General features: G+C 66.3%; 25 protein-coding genes and 1 tRNA gene. 16 read left to right on the top strand and 10 right to left on the bottom strand.

Annotated elements, in window-relative coordinates; genetic code table 11:
• Positions 1–212: 212 nt before the first annotated feature.
• On the bottom strand, positions 213–806 hold the full coding sequence (locus BMX32_RS09335) for a hypothetical protein (protein WP_139206705.1): 594 nt from the start codon (positions 804–806) through the stop codon (positions 213–215).
• A gap of 230 nt (positions 807–1036) precedes the next feature.
• Positions 1037–1339 carry a MafI2 family immunity protein gene (locus BMX32_RS18445; RefSeq protein ID WP_139206704.1) on the bottom strand — a complete coding sequence of 101 codons (303 nt, stop codon included), beginning with the start codon at positions 1337–1339 and terminating at the stop codon, positions 1037–1039.
• Between the two features lie 1761 nt (positions 1340–3100).
• Between BMX32_RS18445 and BMX32_RS09320 the strand changes: the two genes are divergently transcribed.
• Together BMX32_RS09320 and BMX32_RS09315 are read left to right on the top strand one after the other, a co-directional pair.
• Positions 3101–3493 (top strand): hypothetical protein, encoded by a 393-nt coding sequence (locus tag BMX32_RS09320; protein WP_089977792.1) that lies wholly within the window; start codon positions 3101–3103, stop codon positions 3491–3493.
• A gap of 94 nt (positions 3494–3587) precedes the next feature.
• The gene (locus tag BMX32_RS09315; RefSeq protein ID WP_089977789.1) at positions 3588–3992 is read left to right on the top strand and encodes an energy transducer TonB; all 405 of its coding nucleotides are present in this window, start codon (positions 3588–3590) and stop codon (positions 3990–3992) included.
• A 34-nt stretch (positions 3993–4026) separates the two neighbouring features.
• Here the strand turns inward: BMX32_RS09315 and prmC are convergent, their stop codons facing one another.
• Positions 4027–4848, bottom strand: coding sequence for a peptide chain release factor N(5)-glutamine methyltransferase (gene prmC, locus BMX32_RS09310; protein WP_089977786.1), 822 nt, complete (start codon positions 4846–4848; stop codon positions 4027–4029).
• A 39-nt stretch (positions 4849–4887) separates the two neighbouring features.
• On the opposite strand from prmC, the gene BMX32_RS09305 reads away from it, so the two are divergent.
• Together BMX32_RS09305 and BMX32_RS09300 are read left to right on the top strand one after the other, a co-directional pair.
• Complete coding sequence (locus BMX32_RS09305) at positions 4888–5745, top strand: alpha/beta hydrolase (RefSeq protein ID WP_089977783.1); 858 nt, start codon at positions 4888–4890, stop codon at positions 5743–5745.
• Positions 5746–5837: 92 nt separating this feature from the next.
• A complete protein-coding gene (locus tag BMX32_RS09300; protein ID WP_089977780.1) occupies positions 5838–6110 on the top strand; it encodes a hypothetical protein in 273 nt (90 codons plus the stop codon).
• 212 nt (positions 6111–6322) lie between these two features.
• Here the strand turns inward: BMX32_RS09300 and BMX32_RS09295 are convergent, their stop codons facing one another.
• The 4 genes from BMX32_RS09295 to BMX32_RS09280 form a co-directional block, all read right to left on the bottom strand.
• Positions 6323–9007, bottom strand: a complete 2685-nt coding sequence (locus tag BMX32_RS09295) for a M1 family metallopeptidase (protein ID WP_089977777.1) — start codon at positions 9005–9007, stop codon at positions 6323–6325.
• Positions 9008–9101: 94 nt separating this feature from the next.
• Positions 9102–9461, bottom strand: coding sequence for a DUF1428 domain-containing protein (locus BMX32_RS09290; RefSeq protein WP_089977774.1), 360 nt, complete (start codon positions 9459–9461; stop codon positions 9102–9104).
• Between the two features lie 128 nt (positions 9462–9589).
• Positions 9590–10132 carry a carboxymuconolactone decarboxylase family protein gene (locus BMX32_RS09285; RefSeq protein ID WP_089977771.1) on the bottom strand — a complete coding sequence of 181 codons (543 nt, stop codon included), beginning with the start codon at positions 10130–10132 and terminating at the stop codon, positions 9590–9592.
• Positions 10133–10326: 194 nt separating this feature from the next.
• Complete coding sequence (locus tag BMX32_RS09280; protein WP_089977768.1) at positions 10327–10875, bottom strand: peroxiredoxin; 549 nt, start codon at positions 10873–10875, stop codon at positions 10327–10329.
• Between the two features lie 156 nt (positions 10876–11031).
• On the opposite strand from BMX32_RS09280, the gene oxyR reads away from it, so the two are divergent.
• Together oxyR and BMX32_RS09270 are read left to right on the top strand one after the other, a co-directional pair.
• The gene (gene oxyR / locus BMX32_RS09275) at positions 11032–12003 is read left to right on the top strand and encodes a DNA-binding transcriptional regulator OxyR (RefSeq protein WP_089980160.1); all 972 of its coding nucleotides are present in this window, start codon (positions 11032–11034) and stop codon (positions 12001–12003) included.
• Position 12004: 1 nt separating this feature from the next.
• Entirely contained in the window at positions 12005–12625 is a 621-nt protein-coding gene (locus BMX32_RS09270) for a hypothetical protein (RefSeq protein ID WP_089977765.1), read from the top strand.
• Here BMX32_RS09270 and BMX32_RS09265 read toward each other — a convergent pair.
• Together BMX32_RS09265 and BMX32_RS09260 are read right to left on the bottom strand one after the other, a co-directional pair.
• Positions 12619–13137, bottom strand: a complete 519-nt coding sequence (locus BMX32_RS09265) for an adenine phosphoribosyltransferase (RefSeq protein WP_089977762.1) — start codon at positions 13135–13137, stop codon at positions 12619–12621. The two genes, BMX32_RS09270 and BMX32_RS09265, sit on opposite strands and share 7 nt — an antisense overlap.
• A gap of 31 nt (positions 13138–13168) precedes the next feature.
• Positions 13169–13441, bottom strand: coding sequence for a putative signal transducing protein (locus tag BMX32_RS09260; protein ID WP_089977759.1), 273 nt, complete (start codon positions 13439–13441; stop codon positions 13169–13171).
• A gap of 88 nt (positions 13442–13529) precedes the next feature.
• Between BMX32_RS09260 and BMX32_RS09255 the strand changes: the two genes are divergently transcribed.
• The 10 genes from BMX32_RS09255 to BMX32_RS09210 all read left to right on the top strand — a co-directional run bounded on the left by BMX32_RS09255 (position 13530) and on the right by BMX32_RS09210 (position 23654).
• Positions 13530–15257, top strand: coding sequence for a glutamine--tRNA ligase/YqeY domain fusion protein (locus BMX32_RS09255; protein ID WP_089977756.1), 1728 nt, complete (start codon positions 13530–13532; stop codon positions 15255–15257).
• The gene (locus tag BMX32_RS09250) at positions 15257–15814 is read left to right on the top strand and encodes a nucleoside deaminase (protein ID WP_089977752.1); all 558 of its coding nucleotides are present in this window, start codon (positions 15257–15259) and stop codon (positions 15812–15814) included. Before BMX32_RS09255 ends, BMX32_RS09250 begins: the two co-directional genes overlap by 1 nt.
• A gap of 16 nt (positions 15815–15830) precedes the next feature.
• The gene (locus BMX32_RS09245; protein ID WP_089977749.1) at positions 15831–16535 is read left to right on the top strand and encodes a TVP38/TMEM64 family protein; all 705 of its coding nucleotides are present in this window, start codon (positions 15831–15833) and stop codon (positions 16533–16535) included.
• 74 nt (positions 16536–16609) lie between these two features.
• Positions 16610–18520, top strand: a complete 1911-nt coding sequence (locus BMX32_RS09240; RefSeq protein WP_089977746.1) for an ATP-binding response regulator — start codon at positions 16610–16612, stop codon at positions 18518–18520.
• An 88-nt stretch (positions 18521–18608) separates the two neighbouring features.
• Positions 18609–19295 carry a LuxR C-terminal-related transcriptional regulator gene (locus BMX32_RS09235; protein ID WP_089977742.1) on the top strand — a complete coding sequence of 229 codons (687 nt, stop codon included), beginning with the start codon at positions 18609–18611 and terminating at the stop codon, positions 19293–19295.
• A 91-nt stretch (positions 19296–19386) separates the two neighbouring features.
• Positions 19387–20421 (top strand): phosphate/phosphite/phosphonate ABC transporter substrate-binding protein, encoded by a 1035-nt coding sequence (gene phnD / locus BMX32_RS09230; protein ID WP_244511484.1) that lies wholly within the window; start codon positions 19387–19389, stop codon positions 20419–20421.
• Between the two features lie 181 nt (positions 20422–20602).
• Positions 20603–21913, top strand: coding sequence for a sensor histidine kinase (locus BMX32_RS09225; protein WP_170843621.1), 1311 nt, complete (start codon positions 20603–20605; stop codon positions 21911–21913).
• Positions 21914–21998: 85 nt separating this feature from the next.
• Complete coding sequence (locus BMX32_RS09220; protein WP_089977730.1) at positions 21999–22943, top strand: DedA family protein/thiosulfate sulfurtransferase GlpE; 945 nt, start codon at positions 21999–22001, stop codon at positions 22941–22943.
• A gap of 60 nt (positions 22944–23003) precedes the next feature.
• A tRNA-Lys gene (locus tag BMX32_RS09215) sits at positions 23004–23079 on the top strand.
• A 104-nt stretch (positions 23080–23183) separates the two neighbouring features.
• Complete coding sequence (locus tag BMX32_RS09210; protein ID WP_089977727.1) at positions 23184–23654, top strand: hypothetical protein; 471 nt, start codon at positions 23184–23186, stop codon at positions 23652–23654.
• An 18-nt stretch (positions 23655–23672) separates the two neighbouring features.
• Here BMX32_RS09210 and queC read toward each other — a convergent pair whose 3' ends face one another.
• Positions 23673–24356, bottom strand: coding sequence for a 7-cyano-7-deazaguanine synthase QueC (gene queC, locus BMX32_RS09205; protein WP_089977723.1), 684 nt, complete (start codon positions 24354–24356; stop codon positions 23673–23675).
• Positions 24357–24370: the final 14 nt, after the last annotated feature.

The following is a 24370-nucleotide window of genomic DNA, read 5'->3' as shown; positions in this document are numbered from 1 at the left end:
CGCCCGCGCGCAGGCCGCGCCGCCGCGAGGGGGCTCCGTCATGCATGTGGGAAGCCCGCTGGCGGGCGAAGGGTGCTCGCGACAAGGCGGCCGACCTTCGGGTAGGAGCCAGCCTGCTGGCGATGGTTGCTCGCGATGACGCCCGCTACCGTCGGGTGGGTCCCCGATCGTCCGCCAGCGCCATGGCGATAGCCCTCCATCGCACCATCGCATCACCCGTAGACGATCGCAAACACGCCCACTATCCCGGTGAGCATGAACAGCAATACCGTCCATCGCAGCAAAGTACTCAGCCGGAGCGACCCGGCATCCGATGCTTCGAGTCGCTCGCGAAACACGGCATCGAAGAGCACTCGCACGCGTCGCGAATCGAATGCCTCACGCGCCCTGGGAATGCCGAGGCGTTCCAGCAGGATGCCTCCCAGCGTCGACAAAATAAAAAGCGAGACGCAGAGGTAGCACTGAAACCAGAAGCCCGCAGAACGCCCCCGCGGATCGAACTGGCAGAGGTCGCACTCGCCGGGTCGCGATCCGTCGGCAATGCTCACATAGATCGCTCCACACACCGCGATCGTCGAGATCAATGTCAGCCAATGAATCGCCGCCTTCAGGTTTCGGAGCGCGCGAGTGGGAGGCATCCACGGCATGAAAGGCAGCACGGCGTAAGGACTGCCGATGCCTCCGGGCACCGGCGCGCAGTAAGGCCGCTTGTACCTTGCCGTCGCGCGCACGTAGACCGCCGTCAGCACCGCGGATAACACGACGATCGACGCCAGACCAGCGTAGTAGAGCATCGCGAACGTCACGGGACCGAGGCGTCCGGCGACACGGTACGTCCGATCATTCCTTTTCCCCTGAACCATCGGCCCCCGCCGACGCTCCACGGGAAGGTACGTAAACGCACGCCGGGCCGTCAAGCGTGGGCAGAAAGACGACGGGGTGCGTCCGCCGCAATGCTCAGAAGCCCCGACACGACCACGAAAGAAACGCCCACGCATTGCGCCGGGACGTCATTCCCCACATGTGCGATCTTAGCTCAGAACTCCTTACGCGGATAAACGATGAGGGCATTCCCCACCTGCACCGGTGTCGGGGCATCCAGGGGAAGCAGAGTCGAAGCAACTTCGACCCTTAGATCGAAGTCGGCAAGAACGCTTGCTTCCACCAACGAAACCGATTCACGCATGCCGTTTTGTATTTCGCCGTCGACCACGTACTCGATGTGTATGCCCGAATGACTACAAACGCTGCACATGACGGCACGATAGGAGGGCCAGACCTCTCCCCACAGAGCTCGCGATACGCTAAGTGTGACGTAGGCCGGATTATCAGGGCTCATGGCTCGGCCTTGCTTGAACGATGCGCATACCGTTGGCACCCTAGTGAGCGATACCGTTCGAAGTGTCACTGCCCTTGCCAACCGCGTCGACGTAGGTACCACGACCTACGCCGACCAACAATATAGCGGCTCCCCGTAGATTCCTGGCGCGCCCAGTGCCGCTATGTCGGTCCCCCAGAAACAACAGTAGCGATCTCTTTCGGGCTGATAAACGAGCCAGTAGCCGGCGTCATGGGCGACGCACCATCCGGACTGGAATGCCCCGATTTCCGCATCGGGAAAACCCGGCGCGATCACCTCCGCACTGACCTGAAACGGCTCGCACGAATGCTCTCGAATCGTGGCAGCCAAACCGCTTAGATAGGCCTCACGATCAACTCCCGGCTGAGCGTAAACCGCCGTTGCGTCGGAAAGTCGGGAATGCAGTATCTGAATGTATCGATGCGTCATGGCCGAGGACCGTTCGGATTCGGATAGTGCAGCGTTTCCGGGCCTTGCCAGCGAAGCGTCACGGCCCGAAAGTTTCTGGGCGTAGCCACTTCTCTGATCAGATTCGCAGCCTCCGCAGTGCTCGCGGAAGACGATGTGCCAATGATCAAATCCATGTCAGGTATCAACCTACCCCTACCAGCTGAAATCCCTCGACACCGAACACTTGGATGTCGCGATCGATCAGCAGATCAAGAGCACGAATCAGCCCGGCGTGATCTGGAAGGAAGCGCCTCCGCGCTCCATGCCATCAATTCAACGCGGCGGCTATTGTGTATCGCCCCCTGGCCGATGACCCGAAGACGTTACGAAAGAAATTGCGTCGCCGTCAATACGAAATTTGAGGTCTACGGCAGTTGCCGATTTTGTACATTGGCCACGAGCTCATCAACTCTCGGGACCAATTGACAGCCGATGCACTGAATGGTCCGATCCGACCAAACTCAAGCGAGCATGACCCTATCGATCCTAAGTCCAGGGATGGCAAAAACGCTCCTGAGTACGAGAGAGATTCTTGTCGCACCTGCAATCGACAGAAGGGGAGCAAGAATCCGGATGAGTGGACACGTGCGCAACAGATGCAGGACTTCAGGTTGTGATAAAGATTCTCTTCCCAGCAAGCATGTCACGCGATGAAGTCGTCGAAACCATGCACTGCCAAGCTGTCGACGGGGGATTCGAGCTCGAGAACTCTCCCTTCTATGTTTATGGGGTCAGCTACCGGGACGTAGTCGAAGCCGAATTCGGCACCGATGTCCTGACATTCACCCGCGTACTCAGACGAGGGGGCCATTCGACGTACCGCCCCTACTTGTGACTGGCGATAACCAGGCTTCGGCTTTTGTTGAGCGATGGCCCCGCCTCGAGGCCCTCGGATGCACCTACGAAGAAGGTGGCAGCTACGGCAGGCGCCTCTATTCCCTGGATGTCCCGCCGGACACCGCGGTAGATGCCGTGTATGCATTGCTCGAAGAGAGAGAGATCGACGACGCCTGGACGTTCGAGGAAGCCCACGCACGGTGAAGCGATCGGGACGGCCGTCATCATGAACAAGGTCCCAGGTGTTGTGGATTCGGCAACCGTGGAAACGATCATCAACAGCGACGACAACGTCCAGCGTCTGGAAAAATGAAAAGTCGATTGACTAGCGTTGAAGTATTTGTCTTCGCACTATCCCTTGGGGCCACTTATCCAGCTCTTGGCGAATCCACCCGATGGAGGTACCCGTGCGACGTTTACATGAACACAGGATGCCTTCGGCTGCCTGAGAACATGGCAGTCACTTACGAAGTCCCGGCCGACTACGGCATCTATACCTTCAAGAGCGGTGAAACGATCATCATGTCGGCGTACATGGGAAACGCACCCCGGTTACCGAATACAAAAGCCGCACTTGAGCTCACATCAAAGGAGGCGGATGCGCACGTCTTCTCGTCACAACGTGACGGCGAAACCAGGCTGGATGTGATCATCGCCCCTCGCGACGACAAACGGATGCGGCTGCACCTCTTCGCACCGTACTCGAGCGCACAAAGAAGCAACGTGGCCCAGGTCCTTGCGGGACTTCGCGCCTGCCTGAAGCCTTCGCGTGAAAAGATGATCTGTTCGGCGGAAAGTGCTTGGGGCCAACAGCTCAGCGAGTTCGTGGATTCGACTCGCCCGTGAAGTCGCAATTCCCAGAAAAGCTCCCCGCGCAATCCCTTCGAAATGGAGCTTCCCACATGGCGCATGATGTCAAACCGATCATCTGAGGCGCGACATGAAGGTAAGGATCTACCTCGTCGGCATGGCCTTCTCCGTTGCCAGTCCAGCGCCGGCTACCGACATCACCTGCGGCGAGAATGCATTCCGGCAGCAGGTTGCCGAAACCGCGTCGCGAACGGTCCACAGCGAACCGGTCCAACCGATCGTGGGGGAGTTTCCGACCGACGAGGGGACGCCAGAATGTATCCGCGTAGCGTTCAGGCTGAGCCCGTCGGGGACGCCCTGGAACGTCAGGACGCCTGAATCTTCGGGGAGCTTCGCCTTCAATCTCGCCGCGATGCGAGCGTTCGCGAAGTACCGGTTCAAGGGTTCCTGGTGGAGATTCTTGGAACCCAACGTAGTCATCCTGCGCGGCGTCGAAAATCGCAAACCGGCGAACTGGCACTCCCCGACGCCGTGACCTTTACCGCGCGAACGGCTGACGGGGCCGCGAGCTAGTGTGCGAACCGGCCGCCGCTGACCCGGTCGCGGTCTTCGAGGTCGGCGGCGGTGAACACGTCGACGAACCCCGTCGCCACGAGCACGTCGCGCACCGCTTCGCCCTGCTGCCAGCCGTGTTCGAGAAGCAACCAGCCGCCTGGTTCCAGATGCGCGCCAGCGGCGGACGCGATGCGGCGGATGTCGTCGAGACCGTCGGCGCCCGAGGCAAGTGCCGTCGTCGGTTCGAAGCGGAGATCGCCTTTTGCCAGGTGCGGGTCGTCGGACTCGATATAGGGCGGGTTGCTTACGATCAGATCGAATCGCTGCCCTGCGAGGGGCGCAAGCCAGTCGCCGTGCCTGAAGGTCACGCGCTGGAGACCGAGAGCAACGGCATTGCGCGAGGCGACGGCGAGCGCCGCCTCGCTTGCGTCGACGGCCGTGACCTCGGCATCGGGACGTTCCTTCGCGATGGCGAGCGCGATCGCGCCGCTTCCGGTACCGAGGTCTACGACGCGCCCGCCCTGGGGCAGTCGCTCGATGGCCAGCTCGACGAGCAGTTCCGTCTCCGGACGCGGGATGAGCGTTGCCGGTGTCACCTCGAGGGATAACGACCAGAAATCCCGGCGACCGGTGATGTAGGCGATAGGCTCACCCGACACACGCCGGCGTACCAAGGCATCGAATCGCGCAACGCCGTCGGCGTCGGCAGTGTCTTCCGCGTGAGCGAAGAACCACGCCCGGTTCACGCCGAGCGCATGGGCCAGCAGCAGTTCGGCCTCGAGGCGATCGCCGAGTGCCTCGGCGGCCTGGCGCAGGATCGTGCGGATATCGGTCATGCACGGATTCTATCCGTTCGTCCTCCCTACAATGGGCCGATGCGACTGACCCTGATCCTTCTGACGATCTTCCTACTCGGCGGCTGCCAGTCGACCTTCTTCGCCGCCGTCAACGCCAGGCAACCATCGAAGGGTGTCGTGGCGCATCGTGACAACGTCTACGACGCGACCCATGGCCTCGCGCTGGATGTGTACGCACCGGCGCAGGCGAACCACGCGCCGGTCGTCGTGTTCTTCTACGGCGGCAGCTGGAAGAACGGCAAGCGGCAGTGGTACCGCTGGGTGGGTCAGGCGCTGGCGAGTCAAGGCATCGTCGCCGTGATCGCCGACTACCGCTTGTGGCCCGCCGTACGCATGGACGGGTTCCTGCACGACGGCGCGGAAGCCGTCCGCTGGGCGCGCGATCATGCGGCCCACTTCGGTGGCGATCCGGCACACCTGTTCGTGATGGGGCACTCGGCCGGCGGCCACATCGCGGCGATGCTGGCGACGGATAAGCAATGGCTTGCCGGGGTGGGCATGAAGCCAGGTGACCTGTCGGGCTGGATCGGCGTCGCGGGCGCCTACGATTTCCTGCCGCTCGACGATCCCGATTTCATCGACATGTTCGGCAAGACGCCGGAGCAACAAGCACGTTCGCAGCCCATCAACTTCGTCGACGGCGACGAGCCTCCCGCGCTGCTGCTGCAAGGCGAAGCCGACTCCATCGTCTTTCCCTCGGAAGCGATATCGATGGAAGGTCGCTACAGGCAGCAGGGTGAGTCGGTCGAGCTGAAGCTCTATCCGAAGCTGGGACACGAGGGTCTGCTCTTCGCGCTGGGTCCGCTGCATGGCCGCGCCCCGGCGCTGGACGACGTCGTGTCGTTCGTTCGCGAGAAAAGCACGCCCGCACAGTGAACGTCCTATGGTCCGGGGGCACCCCTCCTCGCGGCGGGCCGCCTCGCGACACCACGGATCAATCGGTTCTTTCACTGGCAACGGAGTTACCAATGAAGTCATCGCTCCTCGCAGCGTGTGTGCTCGTCGCTTCCTTGACGGCACCCGGCGCGTTCGCTGCTTCTTCCGCGACGGTCTCACCCGATGAAGCAGGCATCCGCGCCGTTCTGGAGAAGCTCCAGCAGGCACTGTCGTTCGACTTTGTCTTCCTCGGCGATGGCGAGCCGAAGAATGTCGGCAAGGAAGCATGGCTGATGGTGAAGACCGAGCAGGGATGGCGAATCAGTTCGATCGCCTACTCGATCAACCTTCCAGGGAAAGGCTGACGCGTTCGCCGTTCGCCGGCCCGCCGACATGGCGGCGGGCCTTGCGTGGGAGCGGCCTCGGCCGCGATGGGTGCTTGCCGCGCGCACCCATCGCGGCCGAGGCCGCTCCCACCTGATCGCTGGCTCGCCTCGGTAGAACCGTCGAGCTGAAACCATGCAAAAAAAAGCCGGGCGATCGCTCGCCCGGCTTTTCGTTTCCTACCGACGATCGCTTAGCGCAGGATCGCCTTCGGGTCCTGCTTGTCCTTCAGCGCCGTGCACAGCAGGGTCTGCTCGCTGGTCTGGGCGAGGCCGCGGTCGGCGCCGCTGACCTGGCCGAGGCGGGGCTTGAAGAACGCGCTCATGCGGTCGGCTTCTACCTTCGAGCAGCTGCCGCCGGCAGCCATCTCGGGCAGCTTGCCGCCGGCGAAGCTGCCTGTGCGGGCCACGATCTTGTCGTAGTTCGCGGTGAACCACTTCCACAGATCCGAGCGCGTCGCTTCCGACTGACGGCCGCCACGCAGCACCATCGCCATCTCGCCGACCTTCACGTCCTTGCCGAGCGCGAAGTCACGCACCTTGTTGGCGAGTGCCGGATCCGAGGTGTCGCCCAGCGCGATGAGCATCGCGTTGCGCTTCGCCGGATCGGAGGTCTTCGGCACTTCGGCCATCAGTGCGTCGACGGCCGGTGCACCGCGCTCCTCGACCGCCACGCCGAGTGCGGATGCGAGCATGTCGGAATCGGCGGCGTCGAGATCGAGCCTGCCGTCCTTCGTCTTCAGTGCGGCGTCGCCCTGCTTCAGCAGCTCGGCACGCACTTCCGGCACGCCGATGTCCTTGTCGGCGAGGAAGCCGGCGAGGGTCGTGCGCGTGATCGTGTCGTTGTCCGGCTCGCCGGCCTTCTTGCGGTAGCCCAGTGCCTTGAGCTTCGGCAGGTAGGCGTCCGTGGCCCACTGACGCAGGCGCGCGCGCTGCGCGTCGGTGGTGGCCTCGTTGTCGAGGATCCAGTTGAACGTGCCCATCGGCGCGGTGAACACTTCGCGCGTCTTCGACGCGGTCAGCGGCTTCGTCGCGGCGAGGTAGTCGCCCGCGTCGAGGTCGCCGTGCTGGAAGCCGGCGCGCACGGCGTCGGCATAGGCCAGCTGTTCGGCGTCGGTCAGCGTGCCGACCACCTTCGCCAGCGATGCGAGGTCGGCCTTGCTCTGCGAGAAGCGGTAGTAACCGCGACCGTCGGCGTTCGGCAGTACCCAGCTGTTCTTCGCGGCACCGTCGAGCACCATCGTGCCGGTCGCCTTGTCGAGCAACTCGCACTTGACCTTGTTACCGCCGCCCTCGACGCCATAGCGCACGCACATCGGCACGCCCCACACGCGGCTCGCATCGCCGGTGCTGCCCAGCGGCAGGTAGCGGCTCTGCGTCAGGTGCAGCACGGTCTTGCCGCCTTCCGTCTTCGTTTCCGTGCTGACGTACGGCACGCCCGACTGGTCGAGGAAGGTGCGGAACGCCTTCTTGAACGCATCGCCCTGGCCGGCGGCCTCGGCGATCGCATCGATCAGGTCGTCCGCCGTGGCGTTGGCGAATTTGTGCTTCTCGATGTAGGCACGCATGCCCTTCTGGAAGACCGGATCGGTGACGTAGCCCTCGAACATGCCGAGGACCGCGGCGCCCTTCTGGTAGGTGATGCCGTCGAACGCGGTCTCGATGTCGCCGTTGCCGGTGATCGGCTGGCGGATCTTGCGCGCGCTGACGAGGCTGTCGTTGTTCATCGCGCCCTGCGCGCCGCGCACGCGGTCAAGGTCGGCGCGGTATTCCGGGTGCACCTTGATGGTGACCTTCTGCTGCATCCAGGTCGCGAACGCCTCGTTGAGCCAGAGGTCGTCCCACCAGGCCATGGTCACGGTGTCGCCGGTCCACTGGTGGGCGAGCTCGTGCGCGTTGACGTTGAACGAGCCGCGCACGTACTGCGCCGCCGAATCCGGATCGATCAGCAGCAGCCAGTCGCGGAACGTCACGAGGCCCGCGTTCTCCATCGCGCCGGCGCTGAAGTCCGGGGCGGCCAGGAGGTCGAGCTTGTCGTACGGGTAACCGAAACCGTAGTAGTCCTCGAGCGTGTGGATGATCGAGTTCGTCTCGCCCAGCACGTGCTTCATGCGATGACCTTCGCCCTTGGCGGCGATGCCGCGCAGCGGGGTGGCCGTCTTGCGGAACTCGGTCGGCGTGATGTCCGGGCCCTTCTCGATGTCCCACGGACCGACCGCGAACGCGACCAGGTAGGTCGGCAGCGGCTTGGTGGTGGAGAACGTCAGCGTCTTCCAGCCGGCGCCGGCCTTCTCTTCCTTGATCTGCGCGGTGTTGGCCACGCCCTGGTCTTCGGCCGGGATGGTCAGCTGGATGTCGAACGGCACCTTGAACGACGGCTCGTCGAAGCCCGGGAACGCGAAGCGCGCGGACACCGGCTCCATCTGCGTCATGGCGTACGGCACGCCTTCGTGCGAGACCTTGTACAGGCCCTGCAGCTGCTTGTTCAGCGGCGCGGTGAAGTCGATGGCGAGCGTGATGTCGCCTTCGAGCTTCGCACCGAGGTCGACCTTCGCGACGCCTTCCTTCTCGGCGGCGACGGTGTACTTGCCGGCGTGCTTCTTGCCCGCGGCGTCGGTCACGGTGACCTTCGAAACCTTCAGCTCCTTACCGTGCAGCCAGATGAAATCCGACGGCTGCGAGAGCTTGATCCGGATCGTGGTCGAGCCGGAGAAGGTCTCCTGCTTCGGGTCGACCTTGAAGGCGAGCTTGTACGACTCGGGCTGGGCCCAGGTCGGGAGATGGCCAAGCGGCGGCGCGGCGTCCGTGCCGGCGGCAAGCGCGGCGCCACAGCAGGTGGCGAGCGCGGTGAGGATGAGGGGACGGACGAAACGACGCATGGCAGGTGGGACTCCCTGTGGGTGAACCCGCATCCTGCGAACAGTGTGACTTCCGACACAGTGCCAGAAGACACACTGCCCACGCTGCGCCGCGTCAGAACTCCACGATCGGCTTGAACCCGCCGAAGAACATGCGCTTGCCGTCGAAGGGAAGGTTCTTGGGGTCCGAGTACTCCGCAAGTCGTGGATCCGCCATGATTTTCTTCATGATCCGGTCGCGGTCGCGGCGGTTCCGGTAGACGATCCAGGAGAACACCACGACCTCCCCCTCCTTCAGTTTCACCGACTGCGGGAAAGAGGTGACCTTGCCGGGTTTGACGTCGTCGGCGACGCATTCCGAATAGGCGAGCGCCCCGAGTTCCATCCAGATCTTGCCCGCCTTGCGTGCCATCTTCTTGTAGTCGCCCAGGCGATCGAGCGGAACCGGTGCGACGAAACCATCGACGTAACTCATGGTGCGACCCTCCCTCGTGTGGTGGGTGCGAGGGTGGCCCAGAACGCAGAAAGGCCGCGTTAAACGCGGCCTTTCCGTTTCGGTGGGAGCCAGCCTGCTGGCTCCCACCCGGGCGATTGAGGATTGCCTCAACCGGCCGCTTCGGCCTGCTCGAGCACCACGGCCACGGCGTGGATCACCGAGGCGATGCGCACCGCGCTCTGGATCGCCTGCACGCTGATGCCGCCATCGCGCAGGACCTTGTCGTGCGAGTCGATGCACATGCCGCAACCGTTGACGGCGGACACGGCGAGCGAGACGAGCTCGAAATCGTTCTTCGCGTCACCCTTGTAGGCGCCGATCACGTTCATGCGCAGCTTCGCCGGCATGGTCTCGTATTCCGGATGGCTGACCAGGTGCTGGAAGCGGTAGTAGATGTTGTTCATGCCCATGATCGCGGCCGAACCCTTCGCGGCGGTCAGCTGCTCCGGCGTGGCGTGCTCGGCGGCGAACGCGGCGATCGCTTCGGTCAGCGGCTTGTAGCGGGCGGAAAACGCGGAGCCCAGCGCGATCATCGCGATCTGCGCCTTGTTGAGGCCGGGCGCGCCCGCTTCGCTCAGCACGGAGTCGAGGTTGAGCTTGAGGTCCTTGGCGTATTCGGGAAGCAGACTGCGGAGATCGGCGACGCTCATGGATGCACCTTGTTGTTCGATGGGAATGAGGCGCGGAATGTCTCGGCGCATGGGCACCGGTTCACGCGGGACACGCGCAGGTGTCGGGGGGAGTTCAAGAAAAGGGCGGTGAAGCGGACTTCACCGCCCTCGGGCTGCCCGCGCCGCGCGGGGGGAGGGAGGGTCGCGGCGAGGGACTTACGACCAATTGGCGCTTAGGCGACCTTGAGGGTCTCTTCGCCGGCCTTCCAGTTGCAGGCGCACAGCTCGTCGGTCTGCAGGGCGTCGAGGACGCGCAGCACTTCGTCCGGGTTGCGGCCGACCGAACCGGCGGTCACGTAGGCGAACTGGATGTCGCCGTTCGGGTCGACCAGGAACGTCGCGCGCTGGGCGACGCCGTCGTCGGTCAGGATGCCGAGCGCCGTGGTCAGGTCCTTCTTGATGTCCGCGAGCATCGGGAACTTGAGGTCCTTCAGGTCGGCGTGGTCCATGCGCCAGGCGCGGTGGACGAACTCGGAATCGGTGGAGGCGGCCAGGATCTGGCAGTCACGGTCGGCGAACTGTTCGTTCAGGTCGCTGAAGCCCTTGATCTCGGTCGGGCACACGAAGGTGAAGTCCTTCGGGTAGAAGAAGACGAGCTTCCACTTGCCCTCGTACGACTTGTCGGTGATGTCCGTGAAGGCGTCTTCGATCTTGTTGGCCAGCGGGCCGCCAGCGACGGCCTTGAGGTTGAACTGCGGGAACTTATCGCCGATGCTCAGCATGTTACGACTCTCCGTTGAGGGTTGGGTGGTAGGCGTTGGCGCGCTTCTCGGCGCGACTGATGGTTAAGCTTAGCCGCCCGGTCCATATATTCCAAATCGATTGTGGACATGATTGTGATAGGCTGTGGCTATTGCATCATCGCCGAGCCTGTCGCCATGAACCTGCGTGACTTGTCCTATCTGGTTGCCCTGGCGGAGCACCGGCATTTTGGCCGGGCCGCCGAGGCGAGCTTCGTGAGCCAGCCCACGCTTTCCACGCAGATCCGTAAGCTGGAAGACGAACTGGGCGTCGCGCTCGTGGAACGTACCCCGCGCAAGGTCCTGCTGACGGAAACGGGGCGTGAAATCGCCCGCCGCGCGCGCGGGGTGCTTTCGCAGATCGACGAGATCAAGTCGATCGCCCAGCGCACGCGCGATCCGGAGTCCGGCACGATCCGGCTCGGCATCTTTCCCACGCTCGGCCCGTACCTCCTGCCCCACGTGATTCCGCGCCTCGGCGAGCGCTTCCCGCGACTCGAGCTGCTGCTGCGCGAGGAAAAGACGGAACAGGTGCTGCACATGCTGCGCGAGGGCACGCTGGATTGCGGCATTCTGGCGCTCCCCGTCCACGACGATTCGCTGCACACCGAATTCCTCTTCGAGGAACCGTTCGTGCTCGCCGTGCCCAGCAGCCACGAGCTCGCGAACCAGCGCGTGCTGCGGATGGACGACCTGTCGCAGCAGAACCTTCTGCTGCTCGAAGACGGGCACTGCCTGCGCGACCAGGCGCTCGAGGTCTGCCAGCTCGCCGGCGCCGGCGAAAAGACCGGCTTCCGTGCCACGAGCCTCGAGACCCTGCGCCAGATGGTGTCGGCGAACGTCGGGATCACGCTGTTGCCTGCGCTCGCGGTGAAACCGCCCGTGGCGCAGTCGCCGAACGTGAGCCTCGTGGCCTTCGAGGCGCCCGCGCCCAGCCGTCGCATCGCGATGCTGTGGCGGAAGAGCTCGGCGATGACGCCGTTCTTCCAGGCCCTGGCCGCGGTGATCCGCGACGTGCCGGCCGGCCTCTTCGATACCCACGAGTGGGCCTCGGGTCAACGCGAGGGCGCGTCGGCCGTTGGCCTTCCTTCTTCGAAGACGGTTCGGTGACATGCGCGTCTGGCTCGTCGTACTGCTGCTCCTCTGCGGCTGGGGTGCCCTGTCCTGGTGGCAGCATCGCCCCGTACATAACGCACCCGGCGTGCTCGCCGGCAGCGTGCCCGATCAGGAGAGCGTGGATCACGCGGCCACGCTGACCCGCGGGCATTTCTCCCTCACCACGCGCGCGGCGTTCGCCATGACGGGCCGCGTGCTGTCGCGCGAGGACTACCAGCTCGACGACCTCGCGCCGATCGCACCGACGGACCTGGCCATGGGCTGGGGCCGCATGTCCGACACGGGCGTGCTCGACCGCATCCGTATCTCCCAGTCGAACCGGTTCTATTACTGGTACACGGACCAGTACCCGATTCCGCGCCACGAGATCGAGGACTCCAGCGCTAACATGCACATGATCCCGGCCAACGACACGGTGGCCAGGGCGCTTCGCGAGGTCCGCCCGGGCGAGGTCGTGCGGCTGGAAGGGTTTCTCGTCGACGTCAGCCGCGACGATGGCTGGCATTGGGATACGTCGCTGACACGCGAGGACACCGGCGCCGGCGGCTGCGAAATCGTGCTGGTGGAGTCCATCGGTGCCGCCGGCGCGAGCGGCACCATGCCCTCCGATCAGTAAGTCAGCAGGGTGTGCAGCGGCGTCTGCGCGGGCCACTTGCCGCGCCCGTTGAGCACGGCCAGCTCGATGACCACGCTGGCGCCCATCACCTCGGCGCCCAGCCGCTCGACGAGGCGGCGCGCCGCCTCCAGCGTGCCGCCGGTGGCCAGTACGTCGTCGACCACCAGCACGCGCTCGCCGGGCGAGAGCGCGTTCGAGCCGATTTCCAGCCGGTCCAGCCCGTACTCCAGACCGTAGTCGACGCCGACGACCGGCGGCGGCAGCTTGCCCGCCTTGCGCAGCGGCACGAAGCCGGCGTCGAGTGCGCGCGCCATCGCCGCGCCGAAGATGAAGCCGCGGGACTCGATGCCGCAGACGGCGCCGATGCCCTGCCCGCGCCACGGCTCGCACAGCGCGTCGATGCATGCGCCGAAGGCCCGGGCGTCGGCCAGCAACGGGGTGATGTCCTTGAACATGATGCCGGGACGCGGAAAGTCCGGCACGTCGCGGACGAGGTCGTGAAAGGCCTGCATGGGTAGATCCTGGAAAGGGGTTCGCGGCGTATCAGGCCGGAAAGGTCACCGCGCCGAAGTCGTCGTCCGCCGCCGCGGCGGCACGCGCCTCGGCCAGCCGGGCATCGACGATACGAACGATGCCCTCGGCGGCCTCGGCCGCGGCGTCGGGCACCATCACGGCGAGGAAATCGCGGGCCGGCAGCTGCCCCACCGCACCGGTGAGGAATTCGCCCGCGATGAACGCCGGGATCTCCGCCCGCTCGAGCGCATCCTTCACGAGGTGGGCGTCGATGAGGGACTCGGCGTGGTAGGCGATACGCATGGCTGCACGCTACCCCGCGCGAGGGCGGCTCGGCAAGCCTTGAGGTAAACTCGGCGGTTTGCGCGCCCCACTCTTCCGAGTCCTTTCGATGTCGACCGAAACGCCCGTCCTGCAGCAGCACTTCATCCGCCAGATCGTCCGCGACGACCTGGCGTCCGGCAAGCACGCCGTCGTCCACACGCGCTTTCCGCCGGAGCCGAACGGTTACCTGCACCTGGGCCACGCGAAGTCGATCTGCCTCAACTTCGGGCTCGGCGCGGAATTCGGCGGCACCTGCAACCTGCGCTTCGACGACACCAATCCGTCGAAGGAAGACGTGGAGTACGTCGAAGCCATCCAGCGCGACGTGAAGTGGCTCGGCTTCGACTGGGCCGAACTGCGTCACGCGTCCGATTACTTCGAGGTGTTCTACCGGTCGGCCATGAAGCTGATCCGCCTCGGGGTCGCGTATGTCGACGACCTCAGCGCCGACGAAGTGCGCGAATACCGCGGCACGCTCACGGAGCCGGGCCGCAATTCGCCGTACCGCGATCGCTCCATCGAGGAAAACGTCGACCTCTTCCAGCGCATGCGCGCGGGCGAATTCGCCGACGGCAGCAAGACGGTACGTGCGAAGCTCGACATGAGCTCTGGCAACATCAACCTGCGCGATCCGGCGCTGTACCGCATCCGCAAGGTCCATCATCAGAACACCGGCGACGCGTGGCCGATCTACCCGATGTACGACTTCGCGCATTCGCTGTCGGACGCGCTCGAAGGCATCACGCACTCGCTGTGCACGCTCGAATTCGAAGACCACCGTCCGCTGTACGACTGGTGCGTCGACCAGGTGGATCTCGCGAACGATCCCGAACTGTGGGAGCCGCTGGTGAAGGCCGGCCTGCCGACGGCGCCGAGCAAGCCCCGCCAGATCGAGTTCTCGCGCGGCAATCTCAACTACACGGTGATGAGCAAGCGCAAGCTGATCACACTCGTGTCCGAGAACCTGGTCGACGGCTGGGACGATCCGCGCATGCCGACGATCGCCGGCGTGCGCCGCCGCGGCTTCACGCCCGCGGGCATCCGGCTTTTCTGGGAACGCATCGGCGTCAGCAAGCAGAACAGCACCATCGACATGAGCGTCCTCGAAGGCGCCGTGCGCGAAGACCTCGATGCCGTCGCGCCGCGCCGCCTCGCCGTGCTCGATCCGCTGAAGCTCACGATCACCAACCTCGACGCGTCGCACGACGAGACCCTGACGTTCGCCAACCATCCGAAGGACGAGTCGTTCGGCTCGCGCAGCGTGCCCTTCTCGCCGGAGCTTTGGATCGAGCGCGAGGATTTCGCCGAAGTGCCGCCGAAGGGCTTCCATCGTCTCAAGCCCGAGGGCGAGGTGCGCCTGCGCGGCGTCGGCATCGTCCGTTGCGACGAGGTCGTGAAGAACGACGCCGGCGATGTCGTCGAAGTGCGCTGCACGCTCGATCCCGAAACGCGCACCGGTCTCCCGGGCGCCGATCGCAAGGTGAAAGGCACCATCCACTGGGTGAGCGCGCGCCACGCCGTGCCTGCCGTCGTGCGCCTCTACGATCGCCTGTTCGACGTGACCGACCCGGACGACGACAGCGACGGCAAGACGTACAAGGACCACATCAATCCGGCATCGCGCCGCGTCGTGCACGGCTTCGTCGAACCGGCGGCCGCGGCGGCCACGCGCGAAGACCGCATGCAGTTCGAGCGTCTGGGCTATTTCGTGGCCGACATGCACGACCACACGCACGACGCCCCGGTCTTCAATCGCGTGGTGACGCTGCGCGACTCGTGGACGAAGCAAGCCTGATGCTCTACGCACAGATCCACCTGACGCTTCCCGCCTGGGTACACGACGCCGTCGACACCTCGGCGACCTATGCCGGCGACGAAGCCAAGGTCGGCCTCGCCATCGACCTGTCGGCGCGCAACATCGACGCCGCCACGGGTGGCCCGTTCGGCGCCGTGGTGTTCGATGGCGCCGATCGCATCGTGGCCGTGGGCACCAACCGCGTGGTGCCGCACACGTGCTCCGTGGCGCACGCCGAAATGATGGCCTACATGACCGCGCAGCAGCGCCTGCAGCGATTCCGTCTGAACGAAGACGGCAGCCGCTTCGTGCTCGCCACCAGTTCGCAGCCGTGCTGCCAGTGCTACGGCGCGACGGTCTGGGCCGGCATCGACGAGCTGCTGATCGGCGCGCGATCGGAAGACGTGGAAGCACTCACGCCGTTCGACGAAGGCCCCCTGCCCGCCGACTGGATCGGCGAGCTGGAGCGCCGCGGCATCGCCGTGCGCCGCGACATCCTGCGGGACGCCGCGTGCGACGTACTTCGCCGCTACGGCGAATCGGGCGTCGCGTATTGATCGCCGGGCGCGCCAGGTGAACCGCTGGCGCGCCCTGCTGCCGCTATGCGTGCTGCTGCTCGGCGGCGCCGCCCTGCTGATCGGCGGCGTGCTCGACCGCTTCGACCCCCACCGGTTGCTCGCCGACGAAGGCATGCTCCGCTCCGGCATCGCCGCCCACCCGGTCGCCTCGCGCGCCGCCTACGCCAGCGTTCTCGCGCTCGCCATCGCCACCGGGATCCCCGGCACCATCGTGATCGTGCTGGCCGGCGGCCTGCTGTTCGGCGTGGTCGAGGGCACGGCGCTGTCGTCCGTCGCGCTCGTGCTCGGCTCGCTCCTTCTCTACGTGGCCAGCCGACGCGCCTTCGGCCCCGGCGGCCGCGAGCCCCCGCCGTTCGCCCGGAAGCTGCGCGACGGCTTCGCCGCCCATCCGGTGAGCTACACGCTCGCGCTTCGCTTCGTGCCCGTCGTTCCATTGGGGGCCATGACGGTCGCGCTGGCCTGGCTCCGCTGCCCGGTGTGGCTGTTCCTGGGCGCCACGTGGCTCGGGGGCACCGTGTCGCTGTTCGTGGAGAGCTCCGTGGGGGCCGGGCTCGGCGCCACGTTCGGCGGAGACGAGCCGGTATCGGCCGCCCGGTTCCTCGACGGCCGGATCCTCTGGCCCCTCTGCGCCTTCGCGGTGCTGACCCTCCTGCCCCTCGCGGTGAAGACCCTCCGCGCCCGCCGGGACCGCCGCCCGTGATCATTCCTCGACGCCGATCTGCGCTAGGCTAAAGCCTCGCGTAACGCCCCACGGCGCCGCGCCAGGGGACTTCGATGCGTGATGTGACCGCTCCATGGCTGGAAAAGGTTTGGCGTCGCACGTCGCTCGTGCAGCGGCTGACGTGTGTCGCGCTCGTGCCGACCGCGATCAGCGCGATCCTTCTGGTCACCCTCCTCACCCGCCATCAGATGGAAACGTTGCACGAGATGGGCCGCTCCACCGCGGACGCCATTGCGCAGCAGGCGGCGACCGTCTCGGGCGAGGCCCTGCGCACCGGCGAGCGCCGCGAACTCGGACGCATCGCGCAGTCCATCGTGCAGCTGCCGCAGGTGTCGCGGGTACGCATCACCAACCGCGACGGCGAGATCGTCGCCGATCGGGTCAACGGTGCCGTCGGGTCCGACGAGGACGGGCTCACCGTCTCGCGCGAGATCCTGGACCCGGCATCGCACCGGGCCGTGGGTTCCGTCACCGTCGACGTCACCGTCGAGGACGCCATCGATGCCCAGCGCGCCAGCCTGCACAACGCCCTGATCTGGCTCGCGCTGAGCCTGCTGATCGCAGTGACCATCGGCTGGTCGACCGCGCGCTGGCTGAGCGCGCCGCTGCGCAATCTCGCGATCGCCGTGCGCCAGCTCGGCCTCGGCGATCGCACCGTCGTGGTCCCCGTCACCGACGACACGGAGATCGGCGACCTCCAGCGCGGCTTCAACGGCGCGGCGTCGAAACTGCTTCATGCGCAGATCGGCATGGAGCGCGAGATCGTGGCGGCCACGGAAGAACTCGCGCGCAAGAACGCGGCGCTCGAAGCGGCGAGCGTCGCCAAGGCCCGTTTCCTCGCCGCGGCCTCGCACGATCTGCGCCAGCCGCTGTACGCCCTGACGCTCTTCTCGTCGGGTCTCGCGGTCGACGAATACGATCCCGTGCGACTGAACCGGATCGCCCACATCCAGGAATGCGTCGAGTCGCTCGACCACCTGTTCGGCGAGCTGCTCGACCTGTCGCGCCTGGAGACGGGCGCCATGCCGGCCGTGGTGCGCGACGTGCCGCTCGACGAAGTGTTCGAAGAGGTCAGCGTCAACTTCCGCATGGTGGCCGAGCAGCACGACCTGCGCCTCGTCGTGCGCACCACCGACCTGTGGGTGCGCGCGGACCGCACCATGCTCGCCCGCATCCTGAACAACCTCGTGAGCAACGCGCTGCGCTACACGCGCTGCGGCGGCGTGCTGGTGGGTGCCCGCCGACGCGAGGACGGTGGCGTGCGCGTGGACGTGTGGGACACGGGCCTCGGTATCGCGCAGGAGCACCTCCAGCACATCTTCGACGAGTTCTATCGCGTGGAGAGCGGCCCCGAAGCCGGCCGGCCCGAGGGCACGCGTCGCGGTCTCGGGCTCGGGCTTTCCACGGTGCAGAAGCTTGCCGGCCTGCTAGGCACGAAGGCCATCGTCCGGTCGCGACCCAGCCGCGGCACGCTCTTCTCCCTCACGCTGCCGGAAGCGCAGCCGGGCGTGGTCGAGGCGCCGGCCGCGCCGACGGTCGCGCCGGGCATCCCGCGGGACATCGTGGGCATGCGCGTGCTGGTGATCGACGACGAACCCAGCATCCTTGCCGGCATCAGCTACCTCCTCGGCAGCTGGGGCTGCGACGTGATGACGGCGGAAGACGCCCAGCAGGCCATGGAGGCCGTGCACCAGTGGATCCAGCCGCCGGACATCGTGATCTCGGACCTCCGGCTACGCGAGGGCACCGGCCTGGACGTCATCGCCCTGCTCGACCGCTATTACCGTCGCCGGCCGGGCGACCCGCCGCCGTTCGCGCGCGTACTGATCACCGGCGAGACGCGTGGGGACTTCCTCCGGAACATCGACCGGGAGAGCATGCAGGTGCTCTTCAAACCCGTCTCGCCGGAGCGTCTGCATGAGGTAATGGTTTCCGCGTGGACTGTCCATCATGCGGCCGTCTGAGCCGGATGGCCTGCTTGCCGTTGGCCGCCCGTAGGGCTATGGTCCGGACAACGGGGTGGCTCGCGGTTCATGCGGGCGGAGGAGAGGCATGCGTGTCCTGATCGCGGACGATCATCGGCTCATCATCGAAGGCGTGAAGCTCAAGCTTCGCGAGCTTGGCGATGTCGTCGAATTCATCGAAGCCGAAACGGTTAAACAGCTCGCGGAGAAGCTGGCGATCCTGCCGCTTCCCGACATCGCACTGATCGACATGGCCATGCCCGGCGCCGATGGCGTCGAGCACATCAAGGATACGATCGAAGCGCTGAAGGGCCCGGACGACGACGGCACGTCGCGCCTGCGCCCGGTCATCGTGCTGTCCGGCACCGAGGATTCCTCGGCGATCCGCCATGTACTCGATCTCGGCGTGCAGGGCTACATCCCCAAGTCGTCGCCTCCCGACGTGATCCTCAACGCGGTACGCCTGGTCGTCGGCGGGGGCATCTACGTACCGCCCGAGGCGATGAAGGCCGCCGCCACCGTGGCGCCGACGTTCGCCATGAACGGGCACGGCGGCGATGGCCTGACCACGAAGGAACGCCTGGCGACCGTGCTGACGGATCGCCAGATCGACGTGCTGAAGCTGCTGGCGAAGGGCCGGCCGAACAAGCTCATCGCACGCGAGCTCGGCATCAGCGAAGGCACGGTCAAGATTCATCTCGCGGCGATCTTCCGCGCGCTCCATGTGCGCAATCGTCTCGAGGCACTGGTCGCCGCCCAACACCTGGGCGACTGACCACCGGTCACCTGACCGGCTTCCATCCGGCCCACGGTGCCGGGTGGCGCACGGATCGCGAAGAACGCGAAAACGACGCGGGGCAGGCGCGATGCGGGCAGGCGTGAAGGGCGCGGTACGAGGGTGGCTGCGTGGCGCGATGGCCGCGATGGTCGCGTGCGCGCTCCTGCTGTCGCCGGAGGCCGGCGACGCGGCCGCCGGAGACATCGATCCCACCGCCCCGCTCACGTTCGGCATCCTGCCCATCGGTGGTCCCGCGGAATCGCTCGAGGCCTGGCGGCCGATGCTCGACGACCTGCACAAGGCGCTGGGCCGGCCGGTGCGCGCCGTCTCGGTCGCGACCTACGAAGGCATCGCGCAAGCCATCAGCGAGCAGCGCGTGGACATCGCGTTCCTGTCGGGGCGGCTCGCGCTCGACGCGGTGTCGCAGCAGAACATGCAGGTGATCGGACGCCTGACCCGCGGCGACGGCTCGCGCGGGTATTACGCCGTGCTGCTGACGTCGAAGGATTCGCGCCTGCGAACCCTCGGCCAGCTGCTCGGACAGCCCGGCAAGTGGCGCTTCGCGCGTGGCGAGGCGCTGTCGGTCTCCGGTTACCTCGTGCCCGAAACGCAGTTCTTCGCCGCGCGCGGTCTCGACTCCGACACCTACTTCAAGAGCGTGCACATCGACAACCACCAGAACAACGCGCTCGCGGTGGCCAACGGCGAAGCCGATGTCGCCACCAACAACACGGCCGACCTCGAACGATTCCGCCAGCACTTCCCCGACCAGTACGCCCGCCTGAACGTGTTGTGGAAATCGACGCTCATCCCCCACGCCGTGATCGTCATCCGCAACGATCTGCCGCCGGCCCTGCGCGAACAGGTCGCCGCCTTCATCACCGGCTACGGCAAGGGAAAGGACGGCGCGCGCGAGACCGCCAATCTCAAGCTCATCCACGACATCAGCGGCTTCGCACCGGCACGCAACGGTGAGCTCGTTCCCTTCGCCGATATCGAATACGCGCTGGAACAGCGCCGCGCCTCCTCGGCGCAATGGGTCAGCGACAGCGCGCGCGAGGCGCGTTTCCGCAAGATCCGCATCGACCACGACACCCTCGTCGCCCGGCTTCGCGACAAGTGATAGGCCGTAAGGCATAGGCCGGCAAGGTTAGCTCCCCTTGTCTATCGCGCGACGAACGCGCGTTTCATAGATTCGTCATGAAGCTACGTGCCGATAAGGGCGCATCATGACCGCGTCTCCGCCAATGCCAGGAAGGCCAGCACCGTTACGACGGCAACTCGTCCTCAAGGGACTGTTGCCGATGGCGGCGATCGCGCTCGCGCTGGCCATCATGCTCGGTGTCCAGCACATGCGCGCCATCGATGCCGAGGCGCAGGCGATCGCCCACGTGCAGGCGATGCGCATCGCCGGAAAGCTCGACGGATGGACGAGCGACGACGCGAAGCGCAACGCGCTGGCGAGCGCGCTCGCGCGCAACGCGCCCACCCAGCGCGCCATCCTGCACCGCGACGACGCGGCGGATCTGGTCGTCGACAGCGGCCGGCGACTCGCGCCGGAACGGGCGCTGCACGTCTGGACGAATACGAGCGAAGGCGATCTGGAAACGATATCCGACGGTACCGCCACGCACGAACGGCGCATCGCGGGCCTGCTGATGACGTTGTTGTTGTGCGCCGGCGTGATGATCGCGTTCTCGTTCGCGCGCCGCGCGCTCGAACGCAACGTGGTCGCACCGGTGGAACGCGTGCGCGAACGCATCGACGGCTTCCTGCATCCGCGCCACGCGGCGATGGCGCAGGGCGGGGACACGCTGCACGAGATCGACAGCCTGCTCGACGAGCTGGTCGACCTGCGCAAACGCCACGACGCCGCGCTCGCGGACGCCCTTCGTCAGCGACTGCAGGACATCGCGCGCAACACGCGTTTCGTGGAGCAGGTGGGCGACCACTTTCGCCAGCCGCTGCAGGCGCTGTCGCTGTTCGTCGCCGGCATGCAGCCGGGCGACGATCTTCGCCAGCGCGCCGTGCTCGGGCAGATGCGCAGCAGCCTGACGCGCCTCGGCGAACTGCTCGACGGCCTGCTGGAAATGGCGCGCTTCGACGCGGGCGCCGTCGAACCGGCGTCCGTCGATCTCATCGCCTCCGACCTCTTCGTGCGCGGACGTGCCGCGATCGAAGCCGACGCGACGCGCCTCGGCGTCGAGGTCCGCTGGCGCGGCGGTCGCCTTCCGCTGCGCACCGATCCCGTGCTGTTCGGCGAGCTGCTCCAGCGGCTCGTCGCCAATGCGGTGCTGAGCACCCCGCATGGCAGGGTCCTGGTGGCGATACGGCGGCGCGGCGACGCGATCCGGCTGGAGGTGCGCGACAACGGCATGGGCCTCGATCCCGGCCTGCAGACGCGCGTGTTCGAGGAATTCATGCGGCTTCCCGGCCACCCCGGCTACGGCCTGGCGCTCGCCGTCGCCCGACGCATCACCGACACGCTCGGCGGCCGCATCGGCGTGCGCTCCAGCCCCGGTCGCGGCAGCCTGTTCTGGGCCGAGTTCGACGGCATCGCCGCTGGCGCGGCGGCACGCGTGGCGTCCGCGCTCAGCAGGCATCCCGCGCTGTAGGTTTTCGCGATGCCTGCCCCTGTCCGGTGGCGGGCGACCGGCGTATCTTTGCTCGCATCGAGAGATCCTTGGCGAGGACGCGGGCGTGACGAGCATCAACTGGTCGGACACGGCACCCGTCGTGGCGTTTCTCGGCGTGTTCGCCGGGGCCATCGGCCTTCCCGTGCCGGCCATGCCCACCCTCATCGTCGTCGGCAGCACGCTGGTGGCCGCGCGGGATCCGATGCTGATCATCGCCACGTTCCTGGCGGCACTGGCGGGCGCGTTCCTGGGCGACGCGGCATGGTTCCTCACGGGACGGCGCTTCGGCTACCGGGTGCTCGACGGCCTCTGCCGCATCTCGCTGTCGCCCGATACCTGCGTGCGGCGCGCCAGCGGTTTCTTCGAAAAGCGCGGCGTGAAGCTGCTGCTGGTGTCGCGGTTCATACCGGGCCTGTCGCTCGTGGCCATTCCGATCGCGGGGGCCAGCGACACGCGCTTCTCGCGCTTCACCGTCTACGACCTGCTCGGCGCGACGCTGTGGATTTCCGTCGGTCTGTCCGCGGGCATGCTGTTCTATCGCCAGATCGACGCCGTGCTCGCCCTGCTCCGCCAGTTCGGTATCGGCCTCGCCGCCGCGGGCATCATCGCCCTCGCGTTGTGGATCGTGTTCCGCTACGTGCGGCGCACACTGCTGATCCTGCGTCTGCGCAAGACACGCATCTCGGTCGACGAACTGTCGATGCTGCTCGCCAACGAGCCCGGCGCGCTGATCGTGGACGTGCGCTCCACGAGCAGCCGTCGCGACGACCCCTTCGTCATTCCCGGCTCGCGCCTTTTCGACCTCGCCACGGCCGATGCGGAGCTCGCCACCCTGCCCCGGCACAGCGCCGTGGTCATCTACTGCTCGTGCCCGAACGAGGTCTCCGCCGCACGCGTGGCGGAACGGCTCAGCAAGCTCGGGTTCGCCAACGTCCGCCCCCTCACCGGCGGCCTCGGCGCCTGGCGCGACGCCGGCCGCGACGTCGAAGCGATCGTCGTCGCCACCTGAGGCACCCGTCCGGGTTGTGCCGCCGCGCCCCGCCTCGTAAACTTGCCGGTTCCCGCGTGTGGGTCGTTAGCTCAGTTGGTAGAGCAGCGGACTTTTAATCCGTAGGTCGCCGGTTCGAATCCGGCACGACCCACCATTCGCGAGGCTGCGTCGTCATCCCGACGTGCGATTGGGCATTTTTCTCATTTTTTTTCCGCGCGGCATGCGTATGGTTGCGGCAACCGCACCACGGACGTCGCGATGAATGCCCGACCACCCACCACCATCGAACACGATTTCGATCCCTCCGAGCATGGCGAATGGACGGCTTTCGAGCCTCGTTCCCTACGCGAATTCGTCTGCGTGCTCGCGGAGCGGATGCGCCAGATGGCGACGCGAAGCGAGCTGCGCGCCGTTGAGCACCGCCTCGGCGCGCGCATCGACGGCATCGAGGTACGAATCGACAGCCTCGACGCGAGGATGGATGGCCTCGACGCGAGGATGGACCGGCTCGAAACACGCATGGATGGTCTCGACGTCCGGATGGCCGGCATCGAATCGTCGGTGGCGACCTTGTCCGGCCGCGTCGGCGTGCTCGAAGAACGCGTTTCGCACACGGCCACCAAGACGTGGGTCCTCAGCGGCGTCGTGGCGACACTGATCTCCATGGCAGGCTGCTTCTGGTGGATCGCGCAGCAGTACCTCGCCCCGCTGCTTCGCGCTGCGAGTTGAGGTCAGCCTCGATATCGCTCAGACGTAGTGCGTCGGATCCGGCACGCCGGCTTTGGCGAAACCCTCGGCACGCAGGCGACACGCGTCGCAGTGACCGCAGGCGCGGCCTTGCGCATCGGCGTTGTAGCAGCTGACGGTCTGCGAGAAATCGATGCCCAGGCGCACGCCTTCGCGCACGATGTCGCCCTTGCCCATCTGCATCAGCGGCGCATGGATGCGAATGCCTGCACCTTCGACGCCCGCCTTGGTCGCGACGTTGGCGAGGCTCTGGAACGCCTCGATGAACGCCGGACGGCAGTCCGGGTAACCGGAGTAATCCACGGCGTTGACGCCGCAGAAGATGTCGTTCGAACCGAGCACTTCCGCCCAGCCGAGTGCGATCGACAGCATGATCGTATTGCGCGCCGGCACGTAGGTGACGGGGATGCCTTCGCCGCCCTCTTCCGGCACGTCGATATCGGCGGTGAGCGCCGAGCCGCCGATGCTGCGCAGGTCGACGTGCACCGTCTTGTGCACGACCGCGCCGAGCATGGTGGACACGCGCTCGGAGGCCTCGAGCTCGGAGCTGTGGCGCTGACCATAGGCGACGCTCAGCGCATAGACCTCGAACCCTTGCTCGCGGGCCATGGCGATCGTCACGGCCGAGTCCATGCCGCCGGAGACGAGGATGACGGCCTTGCGGGGTGCGTTCGGAGCATTCATGCGGTTACCTGTTC

The sequence above is a fragment of the Luteibacter sp. UNCMF331Sha3.1 genome (assembly GCF_900109915.1).
In the GTDB taxonomy this organism is placed as follows: domain Bacteria; phylum Pseudomonadota; class Gammaproteobacteria; order Xanthomonadales; family Rhodanobacteraceae; genus Luteibacter.
Note: the sequence above shows the minus strand (reverse complement) of the source record. Positions and strands in the feature narration are given on the sequence as shown.